Genomic DNA, 24,457 nt, shown 5'->3' with positions numbered 1-24,457 from the left:
GTGCCGGCTGCTGCTGGAGCCGGGCGACACCGTCGTCCTTGACGATCCGTGCTACTTCAATTTCCAGGCACTGCTGCGCGCGCATCGCGCGCGGATCGTCAGCGTGCCGTACACGCCGAACGGCCCCGATCTCGCGCGCTTCGAGCAGGTGCTCGCCGAACACCGGCCGCGGCTCTACATCACCAACTCGGCGCTGCACAACCCGACCGGCGCGACGCTCGCACCGCCGGTCGCGCACCGGCTGTTGACGCTCGCGGCCGAGCACGGCCTGCTGATCGTCGAGGACGACATCTTCGCGGATTTCGAGAGCACGCCCGCCCCGCGCCTTGCGGCATTCGACGGGTTGTCGCGCGTGGTATCGATCGGCAGTTTCTCGAAGACGCTGTCGGCCGCGATCCGCTGCGGCTATGTCGCCGCGCGCCCCGAGTGGATCGATGCGCTCGTCGACCTGAAGCTCGCGACGTCGTTCGGCAATGCGCAGATCGGCGCGAACGTCGTGCATCGGCTGCTGGTCGACGGCACGTACCGGCGCCATCTTGACAGCCTGCGTGCGCAACTGGCCGATGCGATGGGCGAAACGATCCGGCGGCTCGCGCGCGCCGGGCTCGGGATCTGGACGGAACCGCGCGGCGGCCTGTTCGTGTGGGCCGAGCTGCCCGACGGGCTCGATGCCGCGCGCGTTGCGCGCCATGCGCTCGATCACGATGTGGTGCTCGCGCCGGGCGATGTGTTCAGCGCATCGCACTGCGCGACGTCGTTCATGCGCTTCAACGTGTCCCGCTGCAAGGGGCCGGCGGTATTCGATGCGCTCGCGCGGGCGATGGACGCGGCGCGTGCGGCGGAACGCAGCGGCCGCACACTGGCCGACGAACGATGAGCACCGAAAGCGGCGGGGTGAATGACCACCCCGCCGCCGCCCTCACGCCTCCGCCGCGTGCGCCCTCGCCCGTACCTCGGCGAATGTTGTATCGACCAGCATCCGCCCGGTATCGAACACGGTTTCGAGCGCATCGTCCCACTCGCCTTCCAGCGCACGATCGTCCCACGCGACCGGCAGCGTCACCGTCCGGTACTCGCCGGTGCGGCGATTGCGCAGCAACGTCAGCCGGCCCTTCTTCGAGCGCTTGCCCTGATCGGTGACCGGATCCTTGCGGACGTCGTGCCACACGCCATCGCGCCGGATCGCCGAGCACTTCATCGCGAAGCGCTGCGTATCGCGATTCACCTGCTGCAGCAGCGCGCCGCCCATCCCGAACACGACGTTGCCGGCCGCATAGCCCGCGTCGTCGAGCGCGGCAAGGATCGCCCCGATCGACTCCTCGTCGACGCCGTCGCCCTGGATCACGCGCACACGATTCAGCACGCGCCGCCCCTTGCCGTTCACGGTCGCACCGAACGATGCGTCGAGCGCGCGCACGGTCTGCAGCACGATCGTCACCGGGTCGCCCGAATCGGGACGCACGACGAGCGTCGCGCCCGAGTCGATCACCGCCTGGCGCAGCGGGCCGCCCCACATTTCAAGTGCGGCGAACAGATCGTAGGAGTCCGACACGACCGACACGATCGCACCCGGCAGCCCGAAGCGGGCGATCATGTTCCGGTATGCATCGGCTTCGCGCTCGCGCCCCCACGACGTGATCGTGCTGTGCTCGGCCGCCGGCACCGAATACGCGGCCATCGGCTCGCGATAGAAGCGGTTCGCGGCCAGCACGCCCAGCACCGTGTCCGAACCCATGAAGCTCACGAGGTGCGCCGCGCCGCCGATCGCGGCCGATTCCGCGCTCGATACGCCGCGCGCGCCGAAGTCGTGCAGCTTGAACGGCAACTGCGCGAGATCGTCATCGGTCTTCTCGAGAAAGCGGCGGATCGTCTGCCGCAGGTGCCAGCTGCGCGTCGCGACCGTCACCGGATACCACACGCGCAACAGCATCGTCTCCAGATACGACGCGAGCCAGAACACCTTCGGATCGTCGCACTCGACGGTCATCAGCACGTTGTGCACGGGCACGATCGAACCCTCGGGCACCGCGCGGATCCTCACGGGCAGATAGCCGTCGTAATGCTCGACGATATGACGCCATCCGTCCTCGTTGAACGGCTCGCCGTGCACCGCGAAGAAATCGCGCGCGTCGTCGATCATCGCGTGCGTGACGGGCCGGCACAGATATTCCTTCAGCAGCATCTGCAGGCCGAAGAACAGCGTGCGGTCGTAGCGGCCGCCGCGCGATTCGACGTACGAGAACATTGCCTGCGCGTCGGGCGGATATTGCAGGAAGTGGGAAGCCTTGTACGAATCCGTGTTGAGGATCGGATTGGCGAGAACCGCGGCAAAGCCGCCGGGATCGTGTTGCATGGCTAGAGCTCCTCTAGGCCGTTGAAGTGCCGCCGCGTCTGTCGCGGCGGACCGGAATCCGGGGAATCAGCGGATCACAGTTTCCCCAGGAAGTGATACGCGATCTCGAAGTGATCCTCGAACATCACGTTGCGCATCTGCGCGAATTCGTTGAGCGGCACCCAGCGCGCCTTGTCGGCGTCATCGCTGCCCTTCACGCGCGGCAGCTCGCCGGTCGGGAAGTTGAACAGGCACGCGTGCGTGATCGTGCGGCCGCGCAGCGAGCGGGTCGGATGATCGAACACCTGGCGATCCTTGATCGAGCCGCGCAGCACGGGCTCCGGCAGCTTCAGGCCGGTCTCCTCGCGCAGTTCGCGGATGCACGCCGCGTCGAGCCGTTCGTCCTGGTTCACGAATCCGCCCGGCAACGCCCACAGGCCGCGGCCCGGTTCGCTGCGCCGGCGCACGAGCAGGATATGGCCCGAGTGCACGACCACCGCGTCGACCGTCACGAAGGTGACCGGATACGGTGCGGCCGACCATGCCTTGCGATAGCCTGCAATGAATTCCGCCTCGGCCTTCAGCTGCGCGAATTCCGGCTGCGTGCGGAAACGCTCGAGCCAGCCGAATACGGGTTCCGGCACCGCCCATTGCACGAAGCTGTTGGTGCGTTCGGCGAAATACTGGTCGCGGATTTCGGTTGCGGAAATGTCTTCGGTCGCATCGACGTCGACGAGCTCCCATTGCGGGAACATCCGCAGGTAATACGACGTGGCGTCCTTCTCGTGGCCGATCAGCCCGACCTTGCGCTGCGCGACGTCGCCGAGCGCGCCGGCCACGGCATCCTGCACCCAGCGCACCCAGTCGCCGTCGTTGTACGTCGAATCCTGCACGGACGCGACCGTCACGCGCTCGCGCTCGGACGCATCGAGCAGCGAAGCCAGCATCTGGCGGCGCTCGTCGAACGAGAACGGATCCTTGATGGTGCGGGGCTTGTCGGTCGACCCGATCAGCACGCACACGCGCTCGGCCCGGCTCAGTGCCGACTTCAGCACGTTCAGGTGACCACGATGCGGAGGCTGGAAACGACCAATGAAAACGAGCGCGTCGAAGCGCCGGTTCTGTTGCGTACTCATGAGGCTCCCTCAAGAGATTGAAACGCTTCGGGTCTGTCCCGAAGGCACGGAATCGATCGTAGGGGAATTCCCGTGGAAGGTCAATCGAGCATGCGCTCGACTTGACGAAGTCTAAAGAAATGCGCGGCGCCGGCGGGTTACACTTGATTTCATCCTGTTCCGCGCCGTTGCGCCCGCCATCATGATGGTCTCAGTCAGCCGGATCGTCGGCGTCGATCGCAGACGCCTCTTCACCTGGTCGCAGGACTATGCGCGGCGGCTCGTGTGGGACATGTTCCTCGTCGACGCGTATCTGCTCGACGGGATGACGGCCGACGTCGGCGTCGATGCGTTCTGCCGCAGCCAGTCGGGCGCGACGATGGTGTCGCGCTACATCTCGTATCGCCCGCCGCAGGTCGCGGCCGTCGAAATGGTCGACGGGCCGAAGGTGCTCGAACGCTTCAGCGGCAGCTGGAATTTCACCGAGCGCACGCCGGGCACGACCGAAGTGAAGTTCACGTACCACTTCCGCGCGCAACCGGCGTGGCTGCGCTGGCTGCTCGAACCGCTGATCGGCGCGTTCTACCTCGTGCACACGCGCCGGCGTCTCGACTCGTTCAAGCGCTGGGCCGAAGCCGAGGCGTGGCCGCACTGAGCGTCGCTCACGCGCCCCCGCGCGCCACCTGCTGCCGGACCTGCGCGAGCGTGCCGAGCGCGGCGGCGATTGCATCGACCGCATCGGCCGCACGCGCGGCGCCGCACATGAATGCGTCGACGGCCGCGAAACCGTGCTCGGGCCACGTATGGATCGTGATGTGCGACTCCGCGAGCAGCACGACGCCCGTCACGCCATGCTCGCCGCCGAAATGATGGAAATGCGCGCCGATCACGCGCGCACCCGCCCGCTGCGCGGCGTCGGTGAGCACCGCCTCGAGCCGCGCGGCATCGCGCAGCAGCGCCGCGTCGATGCCGGCGAGATCGGCCAGCACGTGCGAGCCCAACGTCGCACGCGGCGGTGCGATCCCGTCGCGCGCCGTCATTTGTGCGACCCGTACGACGAGTAGCCGCTGCGGGCCGACGAACTGCCCCACCCGCTGCCGCCCGACCCGCTGCCGCCCAGCGACGTGCAGCTGAACAACGTGACGACGATCAGCCCGTAGAGTCCGTAGAGAATGTGCCGCATCAGGCGTTGCCCCCATCCGATGCGAAGCCCTTCCACAGCCATTCAGGCAGCCACAGCACGAGCAGGCCGATCAGCACGTAGACGGAGCGGCTGCTGAACGAGAACAGCGCGCCCATGTTGAAGATCACGAGCAGCGCGCTGAACACGATCGGCAGCGGCGCGAAGCTGTGCGGGTACTTCGCGTCGAACAGGCCCGTCGACTTCCCGGCCGAACCCGTTGCGGGCGCAACCGCCGCCGACGCGAGCGCCGGTGTGCCGAAGCGTTCGGCCAGCGCGCTGGCCGACAACGGTCGCGCACGCGACCAGACGATTTCCGCGATGCTGCGCTCGCGCGTGAGCTTGTCCTTCTGCCAGCCGTAGTCGACGATCGACGTGCGGTCGCCGACCTGCACGCGCCAGTTGAACGCGCCGACCACGTACACGACTTCCGAGTCGTACGTCTCACGCAGTCGATAAGTCTTGCCGCCTTCGGTCACGTCGGACTCGCTGCCGATCGCCGGCCAGTGATCGAGCACCTGCACACGCTCCCAGCGCCCTTCGCTCTGCACGAGCCACAGGAAGCCGCGCTTCGGGTTCAGCAGCAGGTATTCGTCCCATGTCTCGTCGTCGCCCGGCACGCGGCAGCGCATCATGCCGATCACCGTGTACTTCACGCCGTCGAACGTACCGGTCGCACCGAGCTCCAGCGCGCCCTTCACCGCATCGAGCTTGCGCTGCGCGGCGAACACGGTCTGCTGCTCGGCCGTGCACTGCACGCCCGCATGACAACTGCCGCACACGACGTAGTCGGCCACGTTCGGCGCATACGACAGCGGCGCGCCGCAGCTCGGGCACGCGAACGGCACCATCGCCGCGCCGCGTTTCTCGCGCGTATCGGTGTCGGCATCGCGCAGCCCGGTGAACGCGAGCGCGTCGAACTCCAGTGCCTCGCCCGTATAGACGGCGGGGCTCCCGCCGTTCGCATCGGCGTCGGAATAGTCGTAGGTCGCGAACGCGCTGCCGGTGCGCAGGTCGACGACGCGCGCTTCCCAGCCCGCATCGACCCGGAACGGCAACTCGCCGTCGCCGCCCGTGCAGCGCGCGGTGCGCACGTCGGACACCAGGTACGCGCGGCCGCCGTGATCGATCCGCATGCCCGGTTCGAGCGTGCCGAACGCGGGCCACGCGCCGCCGGACGCATCGTCGGGCTCGCGCACGGTGACCGCGTATTGGCCCGACGCATCCGACAGCCAGCCGAACGCGCCATCGTCGAACACGATGTACCACTCGCACCACGTGCCGGCGTCGTAGGTCATCTGGATGCGACCGAGCACGGTGAACGTGCGCTTGCCGTAGCGTCCGGCCGTGCCGATCTGGATCGGCGACGCGTCGTCGAGCACCGTGGCGAGCTCGCCGATGCGTTCGACGTCGGCGCCGCGCTTGAGCAGCGTGCTGCGGCAGAACGCGCAGACGGCCATCACCGCCGCCGCCGAGCGAAACTCGACCGGCGCGCCGCACTGGGGGCACGAAGTACTGAACATGCGCGACGCTTACCGGGTGAGCTTCGCGAGGATTTCCGCCTTCGCGCGCGAATAGTCTTCCTCGGTCACGAGACCCTTGTCGAGCAGTGCCTTCAGCTGTTCGAGGCGCTGCACGTAATCGGTCCCGTCGGCCGGTGCGGCCGGTTGCGCGGCGGCGACCGGTGCCGCGACGGGCGCAGGCGGTGCGGGCGGCGCCGGTTGCGCGGCGCCCGCGATCTGGCCGGCCATCGCCTGCCCGATCGCCACGCCGGCCGCGAGGCCCGCGCCGACGCCCGCGATGCCGCCCGGGTTCTGCGCGGCCAGCGGGATCGCCTGCGCGGTCTGGTATTGCGTCGCGCGGGCGAGATCGCCCGCCATCCCCGCGCCGATCCGCAGGTCGAGCGCCTTCTGCAGCTCGGCCGGCAGCGACACGCTCTCGACCGCGAACGCATCGAGCGCGAGGCCGTAGCGCGTAAACACCGGCACCAGCGCCTCGGCGACGCGTTGCGACAACAGCGTCTGGTTCGCGGCCATGTCGACGAACGGCACGTCGGCCGAGCCGAACGTCGTGCTCATCGCGGTGACGACCAGGTTGCGCAGCTGCTGTTCGAGATCGTCGACCGTGTACTGCGCGCGCGTGCCGCTCACCTCGCGGTGGAACGCGGCCGCATCGACGATCCGGTACGAGTAGATGCCGAACGCGCGCAGCTGCACGAAGCCGAATTCGCGATCGCGGATCGTCACCGGCTGCGCGGTGCCCCAGCGCCGGCCGAGCTGCAGCCGCGTGCTGAAGAAGTAGACGTCCGACTTGAAAGGCGATTGAAAGAACTTGTCCCAGTTCTTCAGGTACGTGAGCACCGGCAGCGTGCGCGTTTCCAGCTTGTACAGCCCGGGCTGGAACACGTCTGCGACCTTGCCTTCGTTGACGAAGACCGCGACCTGCGTTTCGCGCACGGTCAGCTGGCCGCCGTACTGGATCTCCTGGTCTTCCATCGGATAGCGCCAGGCCAGCACGCCGTCGGTGTCTTCCGTCCATTGCAGGACATCGATGAACTGCTTGCGGATAAACGAACCCAGACTCATGTCGGTCTCCTCGAGCGCGTGGCGCGTCAGGTCAGGCAGGCGGCATTGATGATGCCGACGACGAGCGACGCGGCGCCCATCAGGCCGCCCATCGCGACGTTGCGATCCTCGATCGCATGATTCATGCCGGGAATCAGGCGGGTCAGCACCGCATAGGTGACGAGCTGCACGGCCATCGCGCCGACAGCCCACAGCACGACTTCGCCGAGCGTCGAGTTGTGCGCGATGCTGGAGGCGAGCGTCAGGCAGAAGCCGACCAGCGCGCCGCCGAACGACAGCGTCGCGGCCGCGTTGCCGTCGCGGATCAGTGCCAGTTCGTCGAACGGGGTGACCTTCAGGTACACTGCCGCGAACACGAAAAGCAGCACGAACGCCGACAGTAAATGAACCGCATAAAGATAGGCACTATTCATTCTTTTCCTCGGATTCCGTGCTCGATTCGCCGCCCCGTCGCCGATCGGCCCACGCAGGGCCGCCGCTCGAAAATCCGCGCCAGTATATCCACATTGACGAACACTGCACAACGGACGCGCCATGCTGCATAAGCGCGCGCTCGTCCTGTCGATCCTCGTGCTCGCGTCGTGCGGGCTCGGCTATGAACTGATCAGCAGCGCGCTGTCGAGCTACCTGCTCGGCGATTCGATCCTGCAGTTCTCGTCGGTGATCGGCTGCTACCTGTTCGCGATGGGGATCGGCTCGTGGCTCGCGAAGTTCGTCGAGGACGACGACGTGCTCGACCGCTTCGTCGACATCGAGATGCTCGTCGGCCTGCTCGGCGGCGTGTCGGCCGCGCTGCTGTTCGCGGTGTTCGCGTGGCTGGCCGCGCCGTTCCGCGCGGCGCTCTACGCGCTCGTGCTCGCGCTCGGCCTGCTGATCGGGATGGAGATCCCGCTCGTGATGCGCGCGTTCCAGCAGCGCCGCCAGGCGTTCCGCCATACCGTCAGCGAGGTGCTGACCTTCGACTATCTCGGCTCGCTCGCCGTCTCGCTGGTCTTCCCGCTCGTGCTCGCGCCGCGTCTCGGCCTGCTGCGCACGAGCTTCCTGTTCGGGCTGCTGAACGCGCTCGTCGCGCTGTGGACCACGCACCTGTTCCGCGACGAGATCCGCAACGTGCGCGGCAAGCTGATGCGCGCATCGCTCGTGATCGGGCTGCTCGTCGCCGGCTTCGCGCTGTCGGACCGCATCACGCACTGGGCCGAACACGGCGTGTACGGCGACGAGACGATCTATTCCGAAACGACGCCGTACCAGCGCATCGTGCTCACGCAGTGGCACGACGACATGCGGCTGTACCTGAACGGCAACCTGCAATTCTCGTCGCGCGACGAGCACCGCTATCACGAGGCGCTGATCCATCCGACGATCGAAGCGCTGCCGTGGGCAAGGCGCGTGCTCGTGCTCGGCGGCGGCGACGGCCTCGCGGTGCGCGAACTGCTCAAGCACCGCAACCTCGAGCAGATCACGCTCGTCGATCTCGACCCCGCGATGACGAAGCTGTTCTCGACCTCGGCGCCGCTCGTGAAGCTGAACCAGGGCGCGCTGAAGGACCCGCGCGTGCACGTGATCAACGCCGACGCGGTGCGCTGGCTCGAATCGAACGCCGACGTGTACGACGCAATCGTCGTCGACTTCCCCGATCCGACCAACTTCGGGCTCGGCCGGCTGTATTCGGTGCCGGTGTTCCGGCTGCTGGCGCGCCACCTGTCGGAGAACGGCTATGCGGTGATCCAGTCGACGTCACCGTATTTCGCGCCGCACGCGTACTGGACCATCATCGCGACGCTGCACGAAGCCGGGCTCAACACCTGGCCGTACCACTGCTACGTGCCGTCGTTCGGCGACTGGGGGTTCGTGATCGCGGGCAAGCGCCGCGACTTCACCGTGCCGACGCATTACTCGGTGCCGGCGCGCTGGCTCGACACGCAGACGGCCGCCGAGATGTTCCACTTCCCGGCCGACATGCCGGCGCTGCCGATGTCGCCGAACGAACTCAACGACCAGCCGCTCGTGCGCCGCTTCGACGACGACTGGAAGCACGTGCTGCGCTGATGGATCGCCGCACCTTCCTCGTCGCGTCCGCGGCCACGTCGCTCGCCGCGTGCGGCCGCACCGGCTGGATCGAGACGACGCCGCACGTCGGCTACCCCGGCATGCGCGAAGGCCATGCGCTGCGCGACCACGCCGCGCTGCCGCCGCCGTCCGGCACGATCGAGACCGACGTCGCAATCCTCGGCGCCGGCGCGGCCGGGTTGTCGTGCGCGTGGCAGCTCGCGCGCGCCGGCCATCAACGCTTCGTCGTGCTCGCCGGCCCCGAATTCGGCGGCAATGCGGCCGGCGGCCGCTTCGGCGAGCTCGGCTATCCGAAGGGCGCGCACTACCTGCCGCTGCCGTCGCTCGAATCCGCGCACCTGCGCGACATGCTCGCCGATCTCGGCGTGATCGAGTCGGCACCGTTTTCCGCGCAACCCGTGTACGACGAGCGCGCACTCGTGCACGCGCCCGACGAACGGCTGTTCATCGGCGGCCAGTGGCAGGACGGCATCGTGCCGACCGCCGGCCTCGACGCCGACGCGCTCGCGCAGCAAACGCGCTTCTTCGCGTACACCGACAACCTGCGCACCGCGCGCGGCGCGGACGGCCGCAAGGTGTTCTGCATCCCGATCGCGGAATCGTCGCGCGACCCGCGCTGGCGCGCGCTCGACCGGCGCTCGTTCAAGCAGTGGCTGCTCGATGAGGGTTACACCGCGACCGCGCTGCACTGGTACCTGGACTACTGCTGCCGCGACGACTACGGCGCGGGCTACGAGCATGTGTCTGCGTGGGCCGGCCTGCACTACTTCTCGTCGCGCGGCGGCCATGCGCGCAATGCGGGTGACGGCGCGGTGCTGACCTGGCCCGACGGGCTGCATGCGATGGTGACGAAGCTGAGCGATTCGATCACCGCGCGCACCGGTTCGAACGCATGGTCACGGGACGGCTTCGCCGTTCGCGCGAACGAGCGCGCGGGCAGCGTCGACGTGCTGTGCGCGCGCGTCGCCGACGACGGTACGCTGTCGACCTTCACGCTGAAGGCGCGGCGCGTCGTGAGCGCGATGCCGCTGTTCGTCGCGGCGCGCGTGTTTCCGCAGCTTCACGCGTACGGCTTCGATCCCGCGCGCGACCTGCCGCCGCGTGCGCCGTGGCTCGTGTCCAACTTCCTGCTCGACGGCATGCCGGCCGAGGAAGCCGGCGTGCCGCTCGCGTGGGACAACGTCGTCTATGACGGCGCGGGGCTCGGCTATGTCGTGTCGACGCATCAGCTGATCCGGATGTCGCCGCCGACGCGCTCGGTGTTCTCCGCCTACCAGGCGTTGAGCACGCACGCGCCGGACGATACGCGCCGCTGGCTCGCGCAGGCGAAGCCCGACGCGCTGCGCGAGCAGGCGGCGATCGACCTGCAGGCCGTGTACGGACGCGAGCTGTGGAAGCATGCGACCGCGCTCGAGATCACCGTGCGCGGCCACGCGATGGCGACGCCCGACGTCGGCTTCCTGAGCCGGCCGGGGCTGCTCGCGCTGCGCGAGGCCGACGGCCCCGTCGTGTTCGCGCATGCGGATCTGTCAGGACTGTCTCTGTTCGAGGAAGCGTCGTACTGGGGCATGCTCGCGGCCCGGCGCGTGCTCGCGTGAGTGCCGGTTTCCGGCGCGTGCGGCGGCGTTCAATTCGTCATTGCGGCGCCGCCGGCAACGGCTATAATCGCGCGACATTCCGACTGCATTGAGCAGGCCGACGGTGCCGCGCCATGTGACGCGCCGTATGCCCTCCTCGACAACAACAATGACAAACCGAACCGTTCGACGCCTTCGCCCGTTCGCGCGCGCCGCCGTGCGTCTGCTCGCGTGCGCGCCGCTACTCGGCGCGCCGCCGGCGCTGCATGCGGCCGATGCCGCAAGTCCTGATGCGCAACCGGCCTCGGGCCGCTACATCGTCGTCGACACCGGCCATACGCCGGCTCATCCGGGTTCAACCGGCGCAAGCGGCCGCGTCGAATACCGGTACAACCTCGACCTGTCCACCGCGGTTTCCGAACAGCTCGTCGCACGTGGCGATCGCGTGCTGCGCACGTCGGCCGACGGTCGCGAGATCGCGCTCGACCAGCGCTCGACGCAGGCGCCCGACGCGAACCTGTTCGTGTCGATCCATCACGATTCGATGCAGCAGCAGTTCATCGACGCGGGCCGGCAACGCGAATTCCGCGGTTTCGCCGTGTTCGTGTCGGCGCGCAATCCGCACTACACGGAAAGCCTGCGTTGCGCGCAGTCGATCGCCGAGCGGCTGGTCGCGGCCGGCGAACGGCCGTCGCTGTATCACGCACAGCCGATCAAGGGCGAGAACCGTCCGCTGATCGATCCGCAACTCGGCATCCACCGCTTCGACGATCTCGTCGTGCTGCGCACCGCGCCGATTCCGGCCGTGCTGGTCGAAGCCGGCGTGATCGTCAATCCCGACGAGGAAAAGCGGCTCGCGCAGCGCGAGACGATCCAGCGTCTCGCCACCGCGATCGCGGGCGGGATCGATGCGTGTACGGCGGCCAGGTAAAGACTGGCGCCGGTCGGTTTCAACGGTTTTCACCCAGTGAGGAGCACCACCCATGAAGAAGAAGAATCTGCTCGCATCCTGCGCGCTGCTCGCGCTTGCCGTTCCGTTCGCCGCGCAGGCGGCCGGCTGCGGCAAACCGCGCAGCGCGTTCGACCAGGTGTACTGCAGCAGCAACGAGTTCTCGCAGCTCGACCGCGAACTGAACGACGAATACGGGCGCGTTCGCAAGCAGCTGAGCGGCGACCAGCAGGCGAAGCTGAAGACAGGCCAGCTCGCGTGGATGAAGCAGCGCGACGCCCGCTGCAGCGAAACGCGCGACGACGGCTACCTCGTGAACCTCCAGTGCGCGATCGACGCGACGCAATCGCGCCTGTCGTTCCTGCGCGAACGCGAGCGCGAATGCGCGAGCACGGGGTGCGTGACGGCGAAGCTCGGGGAGTAAGCGTTGCTCGGGTGCCGTGCCGCGAGTCGCTTCGCGGCGCGGCACCTTCCGTGCTGCAATACATCTGCCCGAAAAGGCACGGACGAACCGCGCGACGCATCGCGAATGGACCACCGGTGCCGCACCATCACAGAAACCACCGATACTCCCGCGCGCCGATCTCGTTGCGAAAATCCAGCTCCTCCTGCCGCTTGTTCTCGCAGTACACCATCACGAACTCGCTGCCGAGCCCTTCACGCACGGCCGCGTGATCCTGCATCGCCGCGACGGCCGACAGCATCTCCTTCGGAAAATCGATCCCGCTGCCGCGATCGTCGTTGAGCGGCGCGATCGGCTCGCTCCGCGCGTCGAGCCCATGCTCCATCCCGGCCAGGATCGCCGCGAGCACCAGGTACGGGTTCGCGTCCGCGCTCGCGAGCCGATGCTCGATGCGCAGATTGCGCGCATCCGATTCCGGAATCCGGATGCACGCATCGCGATCCTCGAAGCCCCAGCTTGCACGGCTCGCGGCGTTCACCATCGATCCGTAGCGGCGGAACGCGTTGTGATTCGGCGCGAACACCGGCATGCAGTGCGGCAGCAGCGCGAGGCAGCCGGCCACCGCATGCCGCAGCGGCCGTTGCCCGTCTGCGGCGAGCAGGTTGCGGCCCGCGTCGTCGTACAGGCTCACGTGCACATGCATCCCGCTGCCCGGCGCATGCAGGTAGGGCTTGCCCATGAAGCTCGCGCGATAGCCGTGCTGCAATGCGACGCCGCGCGTGCTGCGGCAGAACAGCGCCGACCAGTCGGCCGCGCGCAACGCGTCGTCGGTATGGCCGAAATTGATCTCGAACTGGCCGGGCCCGAGCTCGGCCGTGATCACCGTCGCGTCGACACCCTGCTCGCACGCGGCCTCGACCATCTCGTGCAGCACGTCGGAAAACCGCGACAGGCGTTCGATGTGCATGTTCGGCTGGTCGTCGCGGTCGTCGCTCAGGCGATCGCGCGGATACTGCGGCATCCCTTCCGCGAGTTGCGCGGCAAACAGGTAGAACTCGAGCTCGAACGCGACAACCGGCCGGATGCCGCGCGCCGCGAACCGCCGCAGCACGCGCGCGAGCACCTCGCGCGGCTCGAACTCGATCGGTGCATCGGTGCCGTCGGAACTGATCAGCATCTGCGCGAGCGGCTGCCGCTCCCAGCGCACCGGCTTCAGCGTGCCGGGGATCAGGCGGCGCGGCGCGTCGGGGTCGCCGTCGTTGAAACAGTAATCGCCGATCCTGTAGAGGCCGCCCTGCGTGCCGAGCAGCACGCAGTTCTGCGGCAGCTTCAGCAGCGAGCCGGACGCGACCTTCTCGAGCGCATCGATCGGATAGCGCTTGCCGTAGAAGTGGCCCGGCAGGTCGAGACAGATCAGGTCGACATAACGAATCTCGGGATGCGCCTGCCGGAATGCGCGGACTTCATCGACCAGCACGGGAACGACGTCAGCCATGTCTCATCCTTTCCATGTCTTGTATGGCGGTGCCGCGTCGCGGCGAACCGGACTCATCGGCATGCGGCACGTCACATGCCCGATGTCGATCAGTACTGCAAACCGGCAGCACGGCGCGACGGCCCGTCAGGCCGCCCCGCCGACAACTCAGGTGAACACCCAGATCACGCGCGTCGGCGCATCGCCCAGGTTCGCGTAACGAAACCGCTGGTGCGCGGGCAACTGGAACGCGTCGTTCGGGCCGAGCGTGACGGGCGTGTCATCGCCGTCGATCCAGATCGTCAGCTCGCCTTCGAGCACGAAGCCGCCCTGCTCGTCGCTGTCGTCGACGGAGCGCTCGCCGCTGCTCGCGCCGGGCGCGAGATGGCTCTCGAGGATCGAGAAGCGCGAACGCATGTTCGGCGACACGAGGATGTCCGTGATGCCGGCCGCGTAATACACGGTGCGCCGCTCGTCGGGCCGCGTGACCCACGGCACGCTGCGCGGCTTGCTCAGGCTGTAGAAATACGTGGTCGGCACGCCGAGCGCCTCGCCGATCGCGGTCAGGTCGGCGACCGTCGGGCGCGACAGCCCGCGTTCGACCTGCGACAGAAAGCCGACCGAGCGGCCGATCCGTTCCGCGAGATCGTTGAGCGTGACCTTGCGATGCTTGCGCAGGTCGCGGATCAGGATCGCCAGACTTTCTATCTCTTCCTGTTCGTTCATGATGAATTCCGGTGCGTCAGACGGTATCGCGCAAACGGTACCAGGCCTTGCCGATCGCTTCGAGCGGCGCGGCCATGCGGTCGCCGCCGGGGAAGCGCGGGTTGCGGATGCGCTGGTACTGCGCGAGCAGGCGCTCGTCGCCGAGCACGGCATCGGCGACCGCGCGCGCGCCGGCGAGCGTCGGCAGCACGCCGTGCCCCGAGAAGCCCTGCAGCCAGAAACGCTGGCCGCGGCGGCCGATGTCCGGCGTGCGTCGCATGCTGATGTCGATGTGGCCGCCCCACGCGTAGTCGAGCGGCACGCCGCTCAGTTGCGGAAACACGCGTTCGAGATGCGGGCGCGTCACCGCCGCGATGTCGGCAGGTATGCCGCCGAGATACGTGCAGCCGCCGCCGAACAGCAGGCGGTTGTCGGGGCTCAGGCGAAAGTAGTCGGGCACGAACTGGTTGTCGATCACGCAGCTGTTCCGCGGCAGCAGCGAGCGTGCGACGTCCGGCGCAAGCGGCGCGGTCGCGACCTGGTAGGTGCCGACCGGCAGCAGCCGGCGCGACAGCTCGGGATCGAGCCGGTCGACGTACGCGTTGCACGCGAGCACCAGCACGTCCGCGCGCACTTCGCCGTGCGCGGTGCGGGCGACGTGGCCGACGGCCGTCTCGCGGCAGTCGAGCACGCGGCTTTGCTCGAAGATGCGGCCGCCGGCCCGTTCGATCGCCTGCGCGAGACCGAGCGCGAGTTTCAGCGGATTCAGATGGCCGGCCTCGGGATCGTAGAGCGCGGCGAGATAGCGCGCGCTGCCGATCCATTCCGGCATTTCGTCCTGCCCGATCACGCGCAGCCGGTCGTAACCCCAGCGCTCCGCAGCTTCGTCACGGGCCTGCGTGAGCATCGCGACGCGGCGCGGCCGCACCGCGGCCCACAGGCTGCCGGGCCGGTAGTCGATGTCGAAACCATGACGTGCCGGCAGTTCGCGCACTTCGGCCGCGGCCCAGCGCATGCTGTCCCACAGCACGCGCGCGCCGTCGCGGCCGAGCGAATCCTCGAGCGGCTGCATGTCGCACGACCAGCCGAGCAGCGCCTGTCCGCCGTTGCGGCCCGATGCGGCCCACGCGACGCGGCTCGCCTCGAGCACGACCACGCGCTTGCCCGCGAGCGCGAGGCGCAACGCCGTGTGCAGCCCGCTGAAGCCCGCACCGACGACCAGCACGTCGGCGTCGATGCGTTCGTCCAGTTCCGGACGCAGCAGGATCGGCGCCGGGCAGGTGCCGGCGTAGTAGCTTGCGACGTGACGGTCGGACTGCACGAACATGCGGGCTCCCGTGAAATTTCCGCCGGTTAATTTCATGAAAAATTAGCACGGCAATTTCATGGGAGCAAGAGGGGGGAATCATGGCATGGCTAGCGCTCCTGGCAAAAAATCGTTCTCCAGCGTCGGCTGTCCGATCTGCGCGTGCAGCGTTTTTACGCCCACCGGCGGCTCGCTCGATGGCGCGCCTGCCACACCGAACACGTCTGCCGCACGCTCCTGCAACTGTCGCTTCCATTCCGTGATCGGGTTCGGATGCACATCGGACTGCTGCGCCAGTTCGGCCAGCGTGCGCTCGCCTTTGACCGCTGCCAGCGTCACCTTCGCTTTGAACGCCGCTGAGTGCGCCAGTCGGGTTCTCTTCGTCATGTGTTCGGTTCCTTTGCCAGCATTCTCGCTGGCTCACGACTGTCCGAATTTGCACGGCCACCTATGGGTGAACGTCAACACAACAAAGCCACTTCCTGAACGTTTCAGCTTCCTTCCAGAATTGGCTGAACGTCAGCAGAATCGAGGCACGACGCAAGCCCGATGGCACCATCCCGGTTCATTGCGATCAGCGAGCGCCCGTCAACACCGTCGACAGGAAGGCCAAGAAACGTCAGCGCCGTAGGCGCGATATCGGCCAGGTGCGTCCGCGCAGACACCGGCCCGGCCTCCAGCCCGGGATAGTCGACAACGAGAAACGGAGACGTCTCCTCTCCCCCCCAACCGCCATGCTGGCCATCCCCGACCCTGGGAGATTTCCCCGGTTCCGCGGCGATCCACCGGCGCCCCGGCACGCCGAACTCGTTGGCCGCGTTCATCACGCCCATGTTGATGGCCGCAACGATTTCCTCGTCGTGAGGCAGGCCGACATCGATGAGCGACTCACCCGATATGACGCTTTCCGCCCAAGGCATCGCAGCGAGCTCGGCCAGCATGCTTTCAAGTTTGCTTCGCGCGCGCCCGGTCGCGTAGAGCAGCGCGGCCGTGCCCTGACTCGCGACGGCAATGTCACCCTGGGCGAGCTCACGCTCACATCCCCGGGACGACAGGTGCGCTTCCAGATCGACCGTTTCGCCGATCGTTTCCTGCCCGTGATCCGACCCGACGAGCAAGAGAATGTCTTCTCCTGTCTCGCGCAGGCGCTCTACAGTCCGGACAACCATCTGCACGTACCCGTCGATGCTACGCATCGCAGCCAGGTGGTCCGGACCGCCTAGTGGCGCGCCGTGCAGCGTGAGATCGGGATTGGCCAGCCAGAGCATCGCCACGGGTGGCTTTCGCTGCATCAGCACTTCGTTGCAGAAGCGACGGGTCATGGCAAGATCGCCGCCCACATCATGCGTCACGTCAAGGTGTGCCGTACCGGCTTCCCTGACACCACCAGGTCCATACGAGCCGGCCCGGTGATAAACGTATCCGAAGTGTTCCGGATCGAGAAAATACGCGGCACCAGGCGACACGTTGGAAAATGCGACAGCGCGTCCCAGGTGCGCGACGCGCTGCGCGAGTGTCGGCATCTTGAGGGTTTGCCCTGTCGCTCGACGCATGTGTTCACGAAAGTCCGGCGCGCCGACGTCCCGAACCACTACGCGCCCTGCTTCACACAATCCCATCCGGTTGCCGTGCAGCCCGTGGCGCACCGGAAGGCAACCCGTGGCAATCGTGGCGGCAGACACACGCGTGACAGACGGGAACACCGCCCGGTGACGGTCAAACCAGCCCCCCTCGCGCTTCATGCGTGCGAGACCCGGCGTGCGCTCGTCTGAAATCCAACTCCGGCTCAGGCCATCGCAACATACGAATACCACCTTACGCGCCTGGGCCATTGCGTCTTGTGCTTCCACGTCCGTTCCTTCCCGTCAACATCCATCATCGACTCAAATGTGATCGCAATGGTACATTTGAGTCATTACTCTTTTGTGACGATGGTGACACATTTGCCCCTGACGACCCTTTTCGCCTACACTGGCGCCGCCTCACATGGATGTGTACACGACCTCCGCTGTATCGATCACGAGCGAGAAAAATGGCAACACGCAACGAAATTGAGGGTGATGAAGGATCCATCGACGCGCAGTTGATGGCGCGCGTCTGCTGGCACTATTTCAAGGAAGGACTCACCCAGGAAACCATTGCCCAGCACCTTGGATTCACGCGAAAGCGGGTCAACCGGATACTCAATGACGCGCGGACAAACGGCTTTGTCCAGATCACGATCAACAGTCCGTTTGGCGCGTGCATGGACCTGGAGGCGCGACTGCGCGAGCGATATCAGCTGCGCCAGGTGATCGTCGTGCCAACCGCTTCGGACGATACTGACGTGCGTACAGTCGTAGGCGCCGCGGCTGGCAAATACATCAGCGATAACCTGCAAAGCGGTGCAACGCTGGGTATCTCCTGGGGAGGCACCATCAATGCGGCCGCGCAGAACATCGTGCGACGACAAGGCGCGGGCAATACGGTTGTCCTGATGTGCGGGGGGCTCTCGAAAAGCACACTGATCAACCCATTTGACAATGCATCGCTGTTCTCGCGCGCCCTCGATGCGACCTGCTACTACATGACCGCCCCGCTCATTGCAGAAAGCGCAAAACTGCGAGAGGCACTGACTGCGAGCGAACCGGTGCGCACCGTCCTGAACATGACGGCGCAGGTCGACATGGCGCTGCTGAGCGCAATCGATCTCTCGGACCTGTCGAAGGCGCTCGAATACGACGTCATCTCAAAAGGCACTTGCAGGTCATTGCGCGAAGCCGGTGCCGTAGGCGACGTTTGCGGTCATTACCTCGATGAAAATGGCGCAACGGTCGATCACCCGATTGCCAGATGCGTCGTACATCCGACGTTGATGCAGATCCGAAAGATCCCCGAACTCGTACTGGCGGCCGGCGGCGTTCACAAGGTGCCGATTATTCAGGCAGCGATAAGCGCAAAGCTCTGCCACGTCCTCATCACGGACGAGAAAGCAGCTGCCGCTCTGCTCGATGCATGAATTGTCCATCGCGACTGGCGTTTCGAGATACGCTCTCGTGCGAGCCGACGGCATGGGCTGAAGTATTGTGATCGCTCTACGGCGCAATCTTCGCAATGTGCGTTGACGCGCCGGTAGAGACGCAAAGGTAGCGGTCGATCATCGCATGGAAGCGGTTCGCCGCTGCTGTTCCTGGCGCGTGCTTGTGCTGCACGTAATCCGCGGTCGACCAATACATCAGATCCGGCCGTACCGATTCAAGCAGGCAGGCACCAGCAGCAAGCACGAACCCTATCGATAGTGAAAGACCGCGACAGCGGAATTACTTCAGGCGCCTGCGCAGCGCGCCGCCAAGGCCGTCAACCAGCGTCACCCCAACGAAGATGACGAGCATCAACGCGCAAACCTCCTGATACTTCAAGATGCGCAGCGCCGCCATCATTTCGAAACCGATACCGCCTGCCCCGACAATGCCAAGCAGCGTCGAAGCGCGAAAGTTGTATTCCCAGCGATAGATGATCGTGTCGGCCAACTGCGGCACGACTTGCGGCAGCAACGCATGGCATACCACCTGCATCGGCGTGGCGCCCATCGCCACGGCCGCCTCGAGCGGTTTGGCGTCCACATGCTCGATGGATTCCGCGAAGAATTTCGCTACCATCCCAAGCGAATGCAGACCAAGGGCCAACGCACCGGGCAAGGCACCGAAGCCGACCGCGGCAACCAGGAAGATACCCATGATCAGTTCGGGCACTGCGCGCAGGAAATTCAGAACAATTCGGGCAGCACGATAGACAGTCCAGTGCGGTGTGCTGTTCGCCGCAGCGCACAGTGCGAGCGGAATGCCGAGCAGTACCGCGATTACGGTACCCGCGACGCTCATGGCGAACGTATCGGCGAGTGGCTTGACCCACTCGGGCCAGCGTGAGAAATCAGGCGGCATCATCTCGCGCAGGATGGTCAAGCAGGCCGGCACGCCGCTGACGAGACGATCGATGTCGAACAGGCCGACGATATACAGCGAAAGAAGCCCCACCAGCAGGAACGTTGCAAGCACGGCACGCTGTAGCAGCGCACGCCTGCGATGCAGACGGATCAGTTCGGGAATATCGGCTTGCATGCCGACGCCTGTCGAGGCACAAGTTGTATTCACTTCTTTTTCCCGCTCGTATCGATGTCGAGTTTTTCCGCCGCTTCACGCAAACCGTCGAAATCCTTGTCGGAGATCGGCGCGAAGCCTTCGCCGTGGAATACGGTCAGGATCCTGGGGTCCTTCAGGGTAAGGAGGGCCGTGCGAAGCTTTTCCTTGAGCGGCGGCGAAAGGTCGGCGCGCACCGCCCACGGATAATTGGGAATCGGACTTGTACGCGCGATCACCTCGAGACGGGCCGGATCCACGATCTTGCGCTGGATAAACGACTCGAGCAGCGGACAGGTTGTGGCGCCAGCCTGTACGCGATTGTTCTGCACGGCAAGTACAAGCGCATCATGGCCATTGAGGAATTGATACTGGTAATCCTTGCCAGCTACCATCCCGAGCTTCAGCAGCATCAAGCGGCTAAGCAGGTGCCCGGCCGTGGAGGCGGGATCGGTAAAACCAAAGGTCTTGCCACGGACATCGCCCAGCGTCCTGACACCACCCGCCTTGCTCGCAATAATGCAGCCTTGGTAGCTCGGCGTGCCATGAGTCACCAATGCGGCCAAAGGCTCGATATCCGCCTTGCTCTTCGCCATCACGTAAGGCATCGGGCCGTAGTAGCCGAGGTCTATCCGCTTGAAGCGTGCAGCTTCGAACATCGCCGAATAATCGAGCGTGACAACGAGTTCAATTTTCTTGCCGGTGGCTCGCTCAAGATACTCCTTGAACGCCTGATTGCTTTGGATGATCGTGGACGGATTTTCCTCGGGTATCAGCGCAACCTTGAGCGTGTCCGGATCCGCGGGCGCGGCGTGCGCGACAAGCGCGGATAATCCCGCGGCCGCAGTGATCAAGATCGTCGCAAGTGCACGGTCGATGCGCGAGTGAAAGGATCGTAGCTTCATGGTTCGTTTCGTTCGTTCAATGGCGCGCGACATGCTCAGGTGCCGCTCGCAGGATGCGACATAGCCGCGTTGCCGGTGTTTGAAGCATCCGTGCTGGTCGACTGCACGAATGCGCCGTGCGTATAAAGCGCGTCCGCGTGCCTGCTCGAGAATGACGCTGGCGATCCGTCGAACACCACCATGCCTCCGCGAAGGCCAACGATCCTGTCCGCGACGCGTTTTGCCAGTTCAACCTGATGCAGGCTGACGACGGCCGTCAGGCCGTCCTCCTTGCAGATATCACGGACCAGCTTCATGACGCCGTCAGCTGACGCGGGATCGAGACTCGCAACGGGCTCATCGGCCAGCAGCAGTTCCGGCCGGGACGCGAGCGCCCGGGCAATGCCCACGCGTTGCTGCTGCCCTCCGGACAATTGATCAACACGTTTCATCGCGTGGGGTAATAGGCCGACTCGCTCGACGCATCCGAGCGCAATCCGCACATCCGCAGCGGGCAAGGGCCACAGGCTTCGCCACGTCGAATGCGCCGCGAGGCGCCCCATCAGCGTGTTCTGCAGGACCGTGCGACGCTGGATCAGTTGATGATGTTGAAAGATCATGCCGGCGCGCCGCCGGTGAACACGGAGCGCGGCGGCGCTCGCAGCAATATTGCTTTGACGCGCAGTCGACACTTGGCCGCTAGTCGGCGTGGCAAGACCGATCAGGCAACGCAGAAGTGTCGATTTGCCGGCCCCGGACGCACCGAGCAGCACCGTGACTTCGCCGCGATGGAACTGCACGGAAGTCGGGTGCAGCGCTGTAAAACCATTGGGGTAGGTCACGCTGAGTTCATTGACTGTCAGCATGCGGCACCTTCCAATATCCAGGTGAAGCCCGTGTCCGCGGTCAATCCCGTCCGGATTGCGGCAAACAAAGGCCAATACGCGACAACCCGGCAGATTGGTGTTCCGGCTTGCCGCAACAACCACAACTTGAGCGGCCGGCCGGCGAAAAGCAGATCGCGGCGCAACCTTGTGCACGGGATGGTCAAGAACCGGCGGGCAGGAGTCATTTGGGCGTTTCGCATGTCATCGATGTGCAAACTCTACCGTCGCACATTGACTCTTTTGTGACACGCGCGGAACAAATGAGTCCACTCCGATTGGTATCGATCGTCTACGGCGGGGCGGCATTTTTCCCGCGCACTGTGCGAGCGGCCCCGGGAAGGCCATCTTTGGGCGACAGCACAACCGAATGGCCACCCCAAAAAACATGGGCCGGTAGAAGCAAAGTATCGCGACGCCAGGACTGCGGCGACCGGGTCGGAGGCGGCCGTGCCCCGGCAGGGATCAAGCGCCCCGAGACCACGCTCAGAACCTGTGTCTGATCCCGAGCCGCACCAGTGCCTGGTTGTCGGAAGATGACGGGCCGCCGGATCCGATCACATAGGCCGTGTCCATCACCGATCCCGTAGCATCTCCGCCAGCGTGCTGATAAACCGCCTGGACGTACACATCGGTTCTCTTCGAGAGGAAGTAGTCGGACATTAACCCCACCGTGTGGTAGTTCGGGTGTTGGGTTGTGCCGGATACGTTGTAGTTCGCCCGCGTGAACACATATTCGGCGCCGAGAAACCAGGCTGGCGTCACCTGATATTTTGCATTGATCTCGATATTGTTGAACGCCAGCGACGAAACGTTCGCACCACTGGCGGGCAGCAGGGATCCAGCATACGTCGAGCTTACCGGTCGAAGCGCATGGGCGTAGGTATACACAAGGCCGACAGTGACGGGTCCGGTTTCATAGTTGATCCCGGCGCCGAATCTCCGCAAGCGGTCGGCCTTGATCGTGTCATCGCTACCGTTGCTGATGGCGCCGGAGGACGAACTACCCGGGGCGTTCTGCTCCTCGTAGCCCATCGCAACCGAGAAGCCACCATTGGTATATCGACCCGCGACGCTGTACTGCCGGTTATTCGCGAAGTTTGTGCTGTTGCTGAAGCCGTATGTGGCACCCACCTGGAAGCCACGGTAGTTCGCGCTCGTATACTGAACCGCGTTGTTGACCCGGGTCGAGCCTTCCGTGTCGTCATTGTCGTAGGGGTGAGTGAACGCAAAGCCGGCCCAGTTGCCATTGGCCGTCAACGGCGCGACGAAGAAGAAGAACGTGTCGTACTGGCGTCCGATCGTGAGGGTGCCGTACTGCCGGTTGGTAAAACCGACGAATGCCTGGCGTCCGAATGCCAGCCCGCCCTGCCCGAGCTGGCCGCTATTCAGGTCAAAACCGTTCTCCAGCTGAAATACCAGGGAGGTACCGCCGCCGAGATCCTCGACACCGCGCAATCCCCATTGACTCCCCTGCGTGTAACCGCTCTGCAGGGCCACGAGCGACTTGCCCGATACATTCGTACTGAAATTCAGCCCTTCGTCGATGACCCCATATAGCGTTACGCTGCTCTGGGCCATCGTTGACGCAGACGCCACAGCAAGTGCTCCGGCCAACAGCCCGATCTTCATTTTCATTTGCAGTCCTATTTACATTAAAGAGATAACGCCGCCTTTCGCCATGGAACCTCGCACGGGGGCGAGACACAGTCTCCCGCTGATGCCTTCGGCCGTCGGACCCTTTCCTTCTTGCCCGGCGCCGATGTAAAGTACCAAGCGGAATTTACCCGGAAGTGTCGTTTTATAAGTCCAGCTAATGCCAACTGCGAGGCGAGATGCAACCTGGAAAACTCAGTTCACACCAGATCGCGGCGTTCACCGAAGTGTTCAGGCAAAGGAGCGTGACGGATGCCGCGGCCGCGCTGGGCATCACACAGTCGGCCGTCACGCAGCATCTGTCGAATCTTGAAAAGCGGATCGGCGCGCCGCTCTTCACGCGCTACCGTGCAGGTCTGGAGCCGACCAAGCCGGCGATTGAACTGTTTGCGCTCACTGATCAGATGCGGGTGCTGGAGCAACTGGTGTCCGAGAAGATCGGTGCTTACGAAATGTTGTCGACCGGTCATTTGACCGTAGTCGCCAATGCACCCCGTCCTGCGATGCCGTTGATCGCGACGTTTTCGCGGCTCTTCCCCGGGGTCAAGATCAACTTTTCCGTCGTCTCCTGGGCGGCCTCCATGCAACGGCTCGAGGGATCCCAGGTCGATATCGCGATCGTCACCGATCCTGCGGATCTTCCCGGCCTGTATCGCGAGGAGCTTCTCTCGCAGAGAATGGTCGCGATGCTGCGACGGGAACATCCGCTCGCGAGGCAGGACACGGTCTCGCTCACGGAGCTGACCGCGAATGGGCTCATCCTTCCCGGCGAAGGGACGCTCACCGCCCGGGAGGTGCGTGCGACATGCAGCAAGCTGGGAATCGGTCTGACGGACCTGATCGAGATGACCAGCTACCCGGTGATGAAGGAGGCCGTATTGCATGGACTCGGTGTGGCCATTGCGCTCGAGGACAGCATGTATCCCGAAGACGAACTCACTTCCCGGCCCGTTCAGGAGATGGATCGGCTCTACAAAACGTATCTCGTCACCACGAGCGGGCGCCGGGCCCTGCACTTCGTTCGTTCCTTCTTTGATGTGGCACTGGCCACCTGAATGCTTGTCGCAGGACGCGCCGACACGTGCTGATAGCCGCTGCCGGCCGCAAGCACGCTGAGACAGACGTTTTGCATAAGTACAACTAATATGACGTCACCGGAACGTTAACCACACTGATTAAAGTTGCTTCATTCCAGCAGCCGATGCCTGCCGAGGGCCAATGA

General features: G+C 65.4%; 23 protein-coding genes and 2 pseudogenes. 8 read left to right on the top strand and 17 right to left on the bottom strand.

Features of this window, described 5'->3' with window-relative positions; all coding sequences use genetic code 11:
• Positions 1-877 (top strand): PLP-dependent aminotransferase family protein (locus DIE22_RS05775; protein WP_148093197.1); only part of this gene is annotated, 877 nt, incomplete at its 5' end.
• 42 nt (positions 878-919) lie between these two features.
• On the opposite strand, the gene DIE22_RS05770 is transcribed toward DIE22_RS05775, so the two are convergent.
• Positions 920-2,353 carry a nicotinate phosphoribosyltransferase gene (locus DIE22_RS05770; RefSeq protein ID WP_124604700.1) on the bottom strand — a complete coding sequence of 478 codons (1,434 nt, stop codon included), beginning with the start codon at positions 2,351-2,353 and terminating at the stop codon, positions 920-922.
• 74 nt (positions 2,354-2,427) lie between these two features.
• Positions 2,428-3,468: a bifunctional nicotinamide-nucleotide adenylyltransferase/Nudix hydroxylase gene (locus DIE22_RS05765; RefSeq protein ID WP_124501359.1), complete on the bottom strand. Its 1,041-nt coding sequence runs from the start codon at positions 3,466-3,468 to the stop codon at positions 2,428-2,430.
• 181 nt (positions 3,469-3,649) lie between these two features.
• Between DIE22_RS05765 and DIE22_RS05760 the strand changes: the two genes are divergently transcribed.
• Positions 3,650-4,102 carry an SRPBCC family protein gene (locus tag DIE22_RS05760; RefSeq protein WP_124501358.1) on the top strand — a complete coding sequence of 151 codons (453 nt, stop codon included), beginning with the start codon at positions 3,650-3,652 and terminating at the stop codon, positions 4,100-4,102.
• Positions 4,103-4,109: 7 nt separating this feature from the next.
• Here DIE22_RS05760 and speD read toward each other — a convergent pair whose 3' ends face one another.
• The 5 genes from speD to DIE22_RS05740 are packed head-to-tail and all read right to left on the bottom strand — an operon-like array spanning position 4,110 to position 7,625.
• Entirely contained in the window at positions 4,110-4,487 is a 378-nt protein-coding gene (gene speD / locus DIE22_RS05755; RefSeq protein ID WP_124501357.1) for an adenosylmethionine decarboxylase, read from the bottom strand.
• Positions 4,484-4,630 (bottom strand): hypothetical protein, encoded by a 147-nt coding sequence (locus DIE22_RS38090; RefSeq protein ID WP_185640554.1) that lies wholly within the window; start codon positions 4,628-4,630, stop codon positions 4,484-4,486. The genes speD and DIE22_RS38090 overlap by 4 nt, the downstream gene beginning before the upstream one ends.
• Positions 4,630-6,150, bottom strand: coding sequence for a DUF4178 domain-containing protein (locus DIE22_RS05750; protein ID WP_124501356.1), 1,521 nt, complete (start codon positions 6,148-6,150; stop codon positions 4,630-4,632). The genes DIE22_RS38090 and DIE22_RS05750 overlap by 1 nt, the downstream gene beginning before the upstream one ends.
• Positions 6,151-6,159: 9 nt before the next feature.
• Positions 6,160-7,212 (bottom strand): SPFH domain-containing protein, encoded by a 1,053-nt coding sequence (locus tag DIE22_RS05745; RefSeq protein ID WP_124501355.1) that lies wholly within the window; start codon positions 7,210-7,212, stop codon positions 6,160-6,162.
• A 26-nt stretch (positions 7,213-7,238) separates the two neighbouring features.
• The gene (locus DIE22_RS05740) at positions 7,239-7,625 is read right to left on the bottom strand and encodes a DUF350 domain-containing protein (protein ID WP_124604699.1); all 387 of its coding nucleotides are present in this window, start codon (positions 7,623-7,625) and stop codon (positions 7,239-7,241) included.
• 121 nt (positions 7,626-7,746) lie between these two features.
• On the opposite strand from DIE22_RS05740, the gene DIE22_RS05735 reads away from it, so the two are divergent.
• The 4 genes from DIE22_RS05735 (at position 7,747) to DIE22_RS05720 (ending at position 12,232) form a co-directional block, all read left to right on the top strand.
• Entirely contained in the window at positions 7,747-9,261 is a 1,515-nt protein-coding gene (locus DIE22_RS05735) for a polyamine aminopropyltransferase (RefSeq protein WP_124604698.1), read from the top strand.
• Entirely contained in the window at positions 9,261-10,880 is a 1,620-nt protein-coding gene (locus DIE22_RS05730; RefSeq protein WP_124501352.1) for an FAD-dependent oxidoreductase, read from the top strand. The genes DIE22_RS05735 and DIE22_RS05730 overlap by 1 nt, the downstream gene beginning before the upstream one ends.
• Before the next feature lie 148 nt (positions 10,881-11,028).
• Complete coding sequence (locus tag DIE22_RS05725) at positions 11,029-11,790, top strand: N-acetylmuramoyl-L-alanine amidase (RefSeq protein ID WP_124501351.1); 762 nt, start codon at positions 11,029-11,031, stop codon at positions 11,788-11,790.
• Positions 11,791-11,842: 52 nt separating this feature from the next.
• Positions 11,843-12,232, top strand: a complete 390-nt coding sequence (locus tag DIE22_RS05720) for a lysozyme inhibitor LprI family protein (RefSeq protein ID WP_124501350.1) — start codon at positions 11,843-11,845, stop codon at positions 12,230-12,232.
• A gap of 127 nt (positions 12,233-12,359) precedes the next feature.
• On the opposite strand, the gene DIE22_RS05715 is transcribed toward DIE22_RS05720, so the two are convergent.
• From DIE22_RS05715 to DIE22_RS05695, 5 genes and pseudogenes are all read right to left on the bottom strand, one after another.
• Positions 12,360-13,706, bottom strand: coding sequence for a glutamine synthetase family protein (locus DIE22_RS05715; protein WP_124501349.1), 1,347 nt, complete (start codon positions 13,704-13,706; stop codon positions 12,360-12,362).
• A gap of 147 nt (positions 13,707-13,853) precedes the next feature.
• Positions 13,854-14,411, bottom strand: coding sequence for a helix-turn-helix domain-containing protein (locus DIE22_RS05710; protein ID WP_124501348.1), 558 nt, complete (start codon positions 14,409-14,411; stop codon positions 13,854-13,856).
• A gap of 16 nt (positions 14,412-14,427) precedes the next feature.
• On the bottom strand, positions 14,428-15,717 hold the full coding sequence (locus tag DIE22_RS05705; RefSeq protein ID WP_124501347.1) for an FAD-binding oxidoreductase: 1,290 nt from the start codon (positions 15,715-15,717) through the stop codon (positions 14,428-14,430).
• Positions 15,718-15,822: 105 nt separating this feature from the next.
• Positions 15,823-16,083, bottom strand: a pseudogene (locus tag DIE22_RS05700) (transposase); the annotation flags it as partial.
• 104 nt (positions 16,084-16,187) lie between these two features.
• Positions 16,188-17,546: an alkaline phosphatase family protein gene (locus DIE22_RS05695; protein WP_124604697.1), complete on the bottom strand. Its 1,359-nt coding sequence runs from the start codon at positions 17,544-17,546 to the stop codon at positions 16,188-16,190.
• Positions 17,547-17,728: 182 nt separating this feature from the next.
• Between DIE22_RS05695 and DIE22_RS05690 the strand changes: the two genes are divergently transcribed.
• Complete coding sequence (locus DIE22_RS05690; RefSeq protein ID WP_124604696.1) at positions 17,729-18,694, top strand: sugar-binding transcriptional regulator; 966 nt, start codon at positions 17,729-17,731, stop codon at positions 18,692-18,694.
• A gap of 124 nt (positions 18,695-18,818) precedes the next feature.
• On the opposite strand, the pseudogene DIE22_RS38660 reads toward DIE22_RS05690, so the two are convergent.
• The 5 genes and pseudogenes from DIE22_RS38660 to DIE22_RS05665 form a co-directional block, all read right to left on the bottom strand.
• A pseudogene (locus tag DIE22_RS38660) lies at positions 18,819-18,962 on the bottom strand (phosphonoacetate hydrolase); the annotation flags it as partial.
• 33 nt (positions 18,963-18,995) lie between these two features.
• A complete protein-coding gene (gene phnE / locus DIE22_RS05680) occupies positions 18,996-19,793 on the bottom strand; it encodes a phosphonate ABC transporter, permease protein PhnE (RefSeq protein WP_124604695.1) in 798 nt (265 codons plus the stop codon).
• A 29-nt stretch (positions 19,794-19,822) separates the two neighbouring features.
• Positions 19,823-20,716 (bottom strand): phosphate/phosphite/phosphonate ABC transporter substrate-binding protein, encoded by an 894-nt coding sequence (gene phnD, locus DIE22_RS05675; RefSeq protein ID WP_185640553.1) that lies wholly within the window; start codon positions 20,714-20,716, stop codon positions 19,823-19,825.
• 35 nt (positions 20,717-20,751) lie between these two features.
• The gene (gene phnC, locus DIE22_RS05670) at positions 20,752-21,561 is read right to left on the bottom strand and encodes a phosphonate ABC transporter ATP-binding protein (RefSeq protein ID WP_124501341.1); all 810 of its coding nucleotides are present in this window, start codon (positions 21,559-21,561) and stop codon (positions 20,752-20,754) included.
• A 504-nt stretch (positions 21,562-22,065) separates the two neighbouring features.
• Positions 22,066-23,217, bottom strand: a complete 1,152-nt coding sequence (locus DIE22_RS05665) for a porin (RefSeq protein ID WP_124501340.1) — start codon at positions 23,215-23,217, stop codon at positions 22,066-22,068.
• A 197-nt stretch (positions 23,218-23,414) separates the two neighbouring features.
• Here DIE22_RS05665 and DIE22_RS05660 point away from each other — a divergent pair, with 197 nt between their 5' ends.
• A complete protein-coding gene (locus DIE22_RS05660) occupies positions 23,415-24,290 on the top strand; it encodes a LysR family transcriptional regulator (protein WP_124501339.1) in 876 nt (291 codons plus the stop codon).
• The last annotated feature ends 167 nt before the right edge of the window (positions 24,291-24,457 follow it).

Source organism: Burkholderia sp. Bp9142 (assembly GCF_003853415.1).
Lineage (GTDB): Bacteria > Pseudomonadota > Gammaproteobacteria > Burkholderiales > Burkholderiaceae > Burkholderia.
The sequence above is the reverse complement of the archived record's forward strand: the minus strand, read 5'-3'. Positions and strand labels throughout refer to the sequence as shown.

Excerpts from the sequence above, each read along its gene's own strand:
- DIE22_RS05770 (WP_124604700.1), bottom strand. The coding sequence starts at position 2,353 with ATGCAACACGATCCCGGCGGCTTTGCCGCGGTTCTCGCCAATCCGATC.
- DIE22_RS05765 (WP_124501359.1), bottom strand. The coding sequence starts at position 3,468 with ATGAGTACGCAACAGAACCGGCGCTTCGACGCGCTCGTTTTCATTGGT.
- DIE22_RS05760 (WP_124501358.1), top strand. The coding sequence starts at position 3,650 with ATGATGGTCTCAGTCAGCCGGATCGTCGGCGTCGATCGCAGACGCCTC.
- speD (WP_124501357.1), bottom strand. The coding sequence starts at position 4,487 with ATGACGGCGCGCGACGGGATCGCACCGCCGCGTGCGACGTTGGGCTCG.
- DIE22_RS38090 (WP_185640554.1), bottom strand. The coding sequence starts at position 4,630 with ATGCGGCACATTCTCTACGGACTCTACGGGCTGATCGTCGTCACGTTG.
- DIE22_RS05750 (WP_124501356.1), bottom strand. The coding sequence starts at position 6,150 with ATGTTCAGTACTTCGTGCCCCCAGTGCGGCGCGCCGGTCGAGTTTCGC.
- DIE22_RS05745 (WP_124501355.1), bottom strand. The coding sequence starts at position 7,212 with ATGAGTCTGGGTTCGTTTATCCGCAAGCAGTTCATCGATGTCCTGCAA.
- DIE22_RS05740 (WP_124604699.1), bottom strand. The coding sequence starts at position 7,625 with ATGAATAGTGCCTATCTTTATGCGGTTCATTTACTGTCGGCGTTCGTG.
- DIE22_RS05735 (WP_124604698.1), top strand. The coding sequence starts at position 7,747 with ATGCTGCATAAGCGCGCGCTCGTCCTGTCGATCCTCGTGCTCGCGTCG.
- DIE22_RS05730 (WP_124501352.1), top strand. The coding sequence starts at position 9,261 with ATGGATCGCCGCACCTTCCTCGTCGCGTCCGCGGCCACGTCGCTCGCC.
- DIE22_RS05725 (WP_124501351.1), top strand. The coding sequence starts at position 11,029 with ATGACAAACCGAACCGTTCGACGCCTTCGCCCGTTCGCGCGCGCCGCC.
- DIE22_RS05720 (WP_124501350.1), top strand. The coding sequence starts at position 11,843 with ATGAAGAAGAAGAATCTGCTCGCATCCTGCGCGCTGCTCGCGCTTGCC.
- DIE22_RS05715 (WP_124501349.1), bottom strand. The coding sequence starts at position 13,706 with ATGGCTGACGTCGTTCCCGTGCTGGTCGATGAAGTCCGCGCATTCCGG.
- DIE22_RS05710 (WP_124501348.1), bottom strand. The coding sequence starts at position 14,411 with ATGAACGAACAGGAAGAGATAGAAAGTCTGGCGATCCTGATCCGCGAC.
- DIE22_RS05705 (WP_124501347.1), bottom strand. The coding sequence starts at position 15,717 with ATGTTCGTGCAGTCCGACCGTCACGTCGCAAGCTACTACGCCGGCACC.
- DIE22_RS05690 (WP_124604696.1), top strand. The coding sequence starts at position 17,729 with ATGGCAACACGCAACGAAATTGAGGGTGATGAAGGATCCATCGACGCG.
- phnE (WP_124604695.1), bottom strand. The coding sequence starts at position 19,793 with ATGCAAGCCGATATTCCCGAACTGATCCGTCTGCATCGCAGGCGTGCG.
- phnD (WP_185640553.1), bottom strand. The coding sequence starts at position 20,716 with ATGAAGCTACGATCCTTTCACTCGCGCATCGACCGTGCACTTGCGACG.
- phnC (WP_124501341.1), bottom strand. The coding sequence starts at position 21,561 with ATGCTGACAGTCAATGAACTCAGCGTGACCTACCCCAATGGTTTTACA.
- DIE22_RS05665 (WP_124501340.1), bottom strand. The coding sequence starts at position 23,217 with ATGAAAATGAAGATCGGGCTGTTGGCCGGAGCACTTGCTGTGGCGTCT.
- DIE22_RS05660 (WP_124501339.1), top strand. The coding sequence starts at position 23,415 with ATGCAACCTGGAAAACTCAGTTCACACCAGATCGCGGCGTTCACCGAA.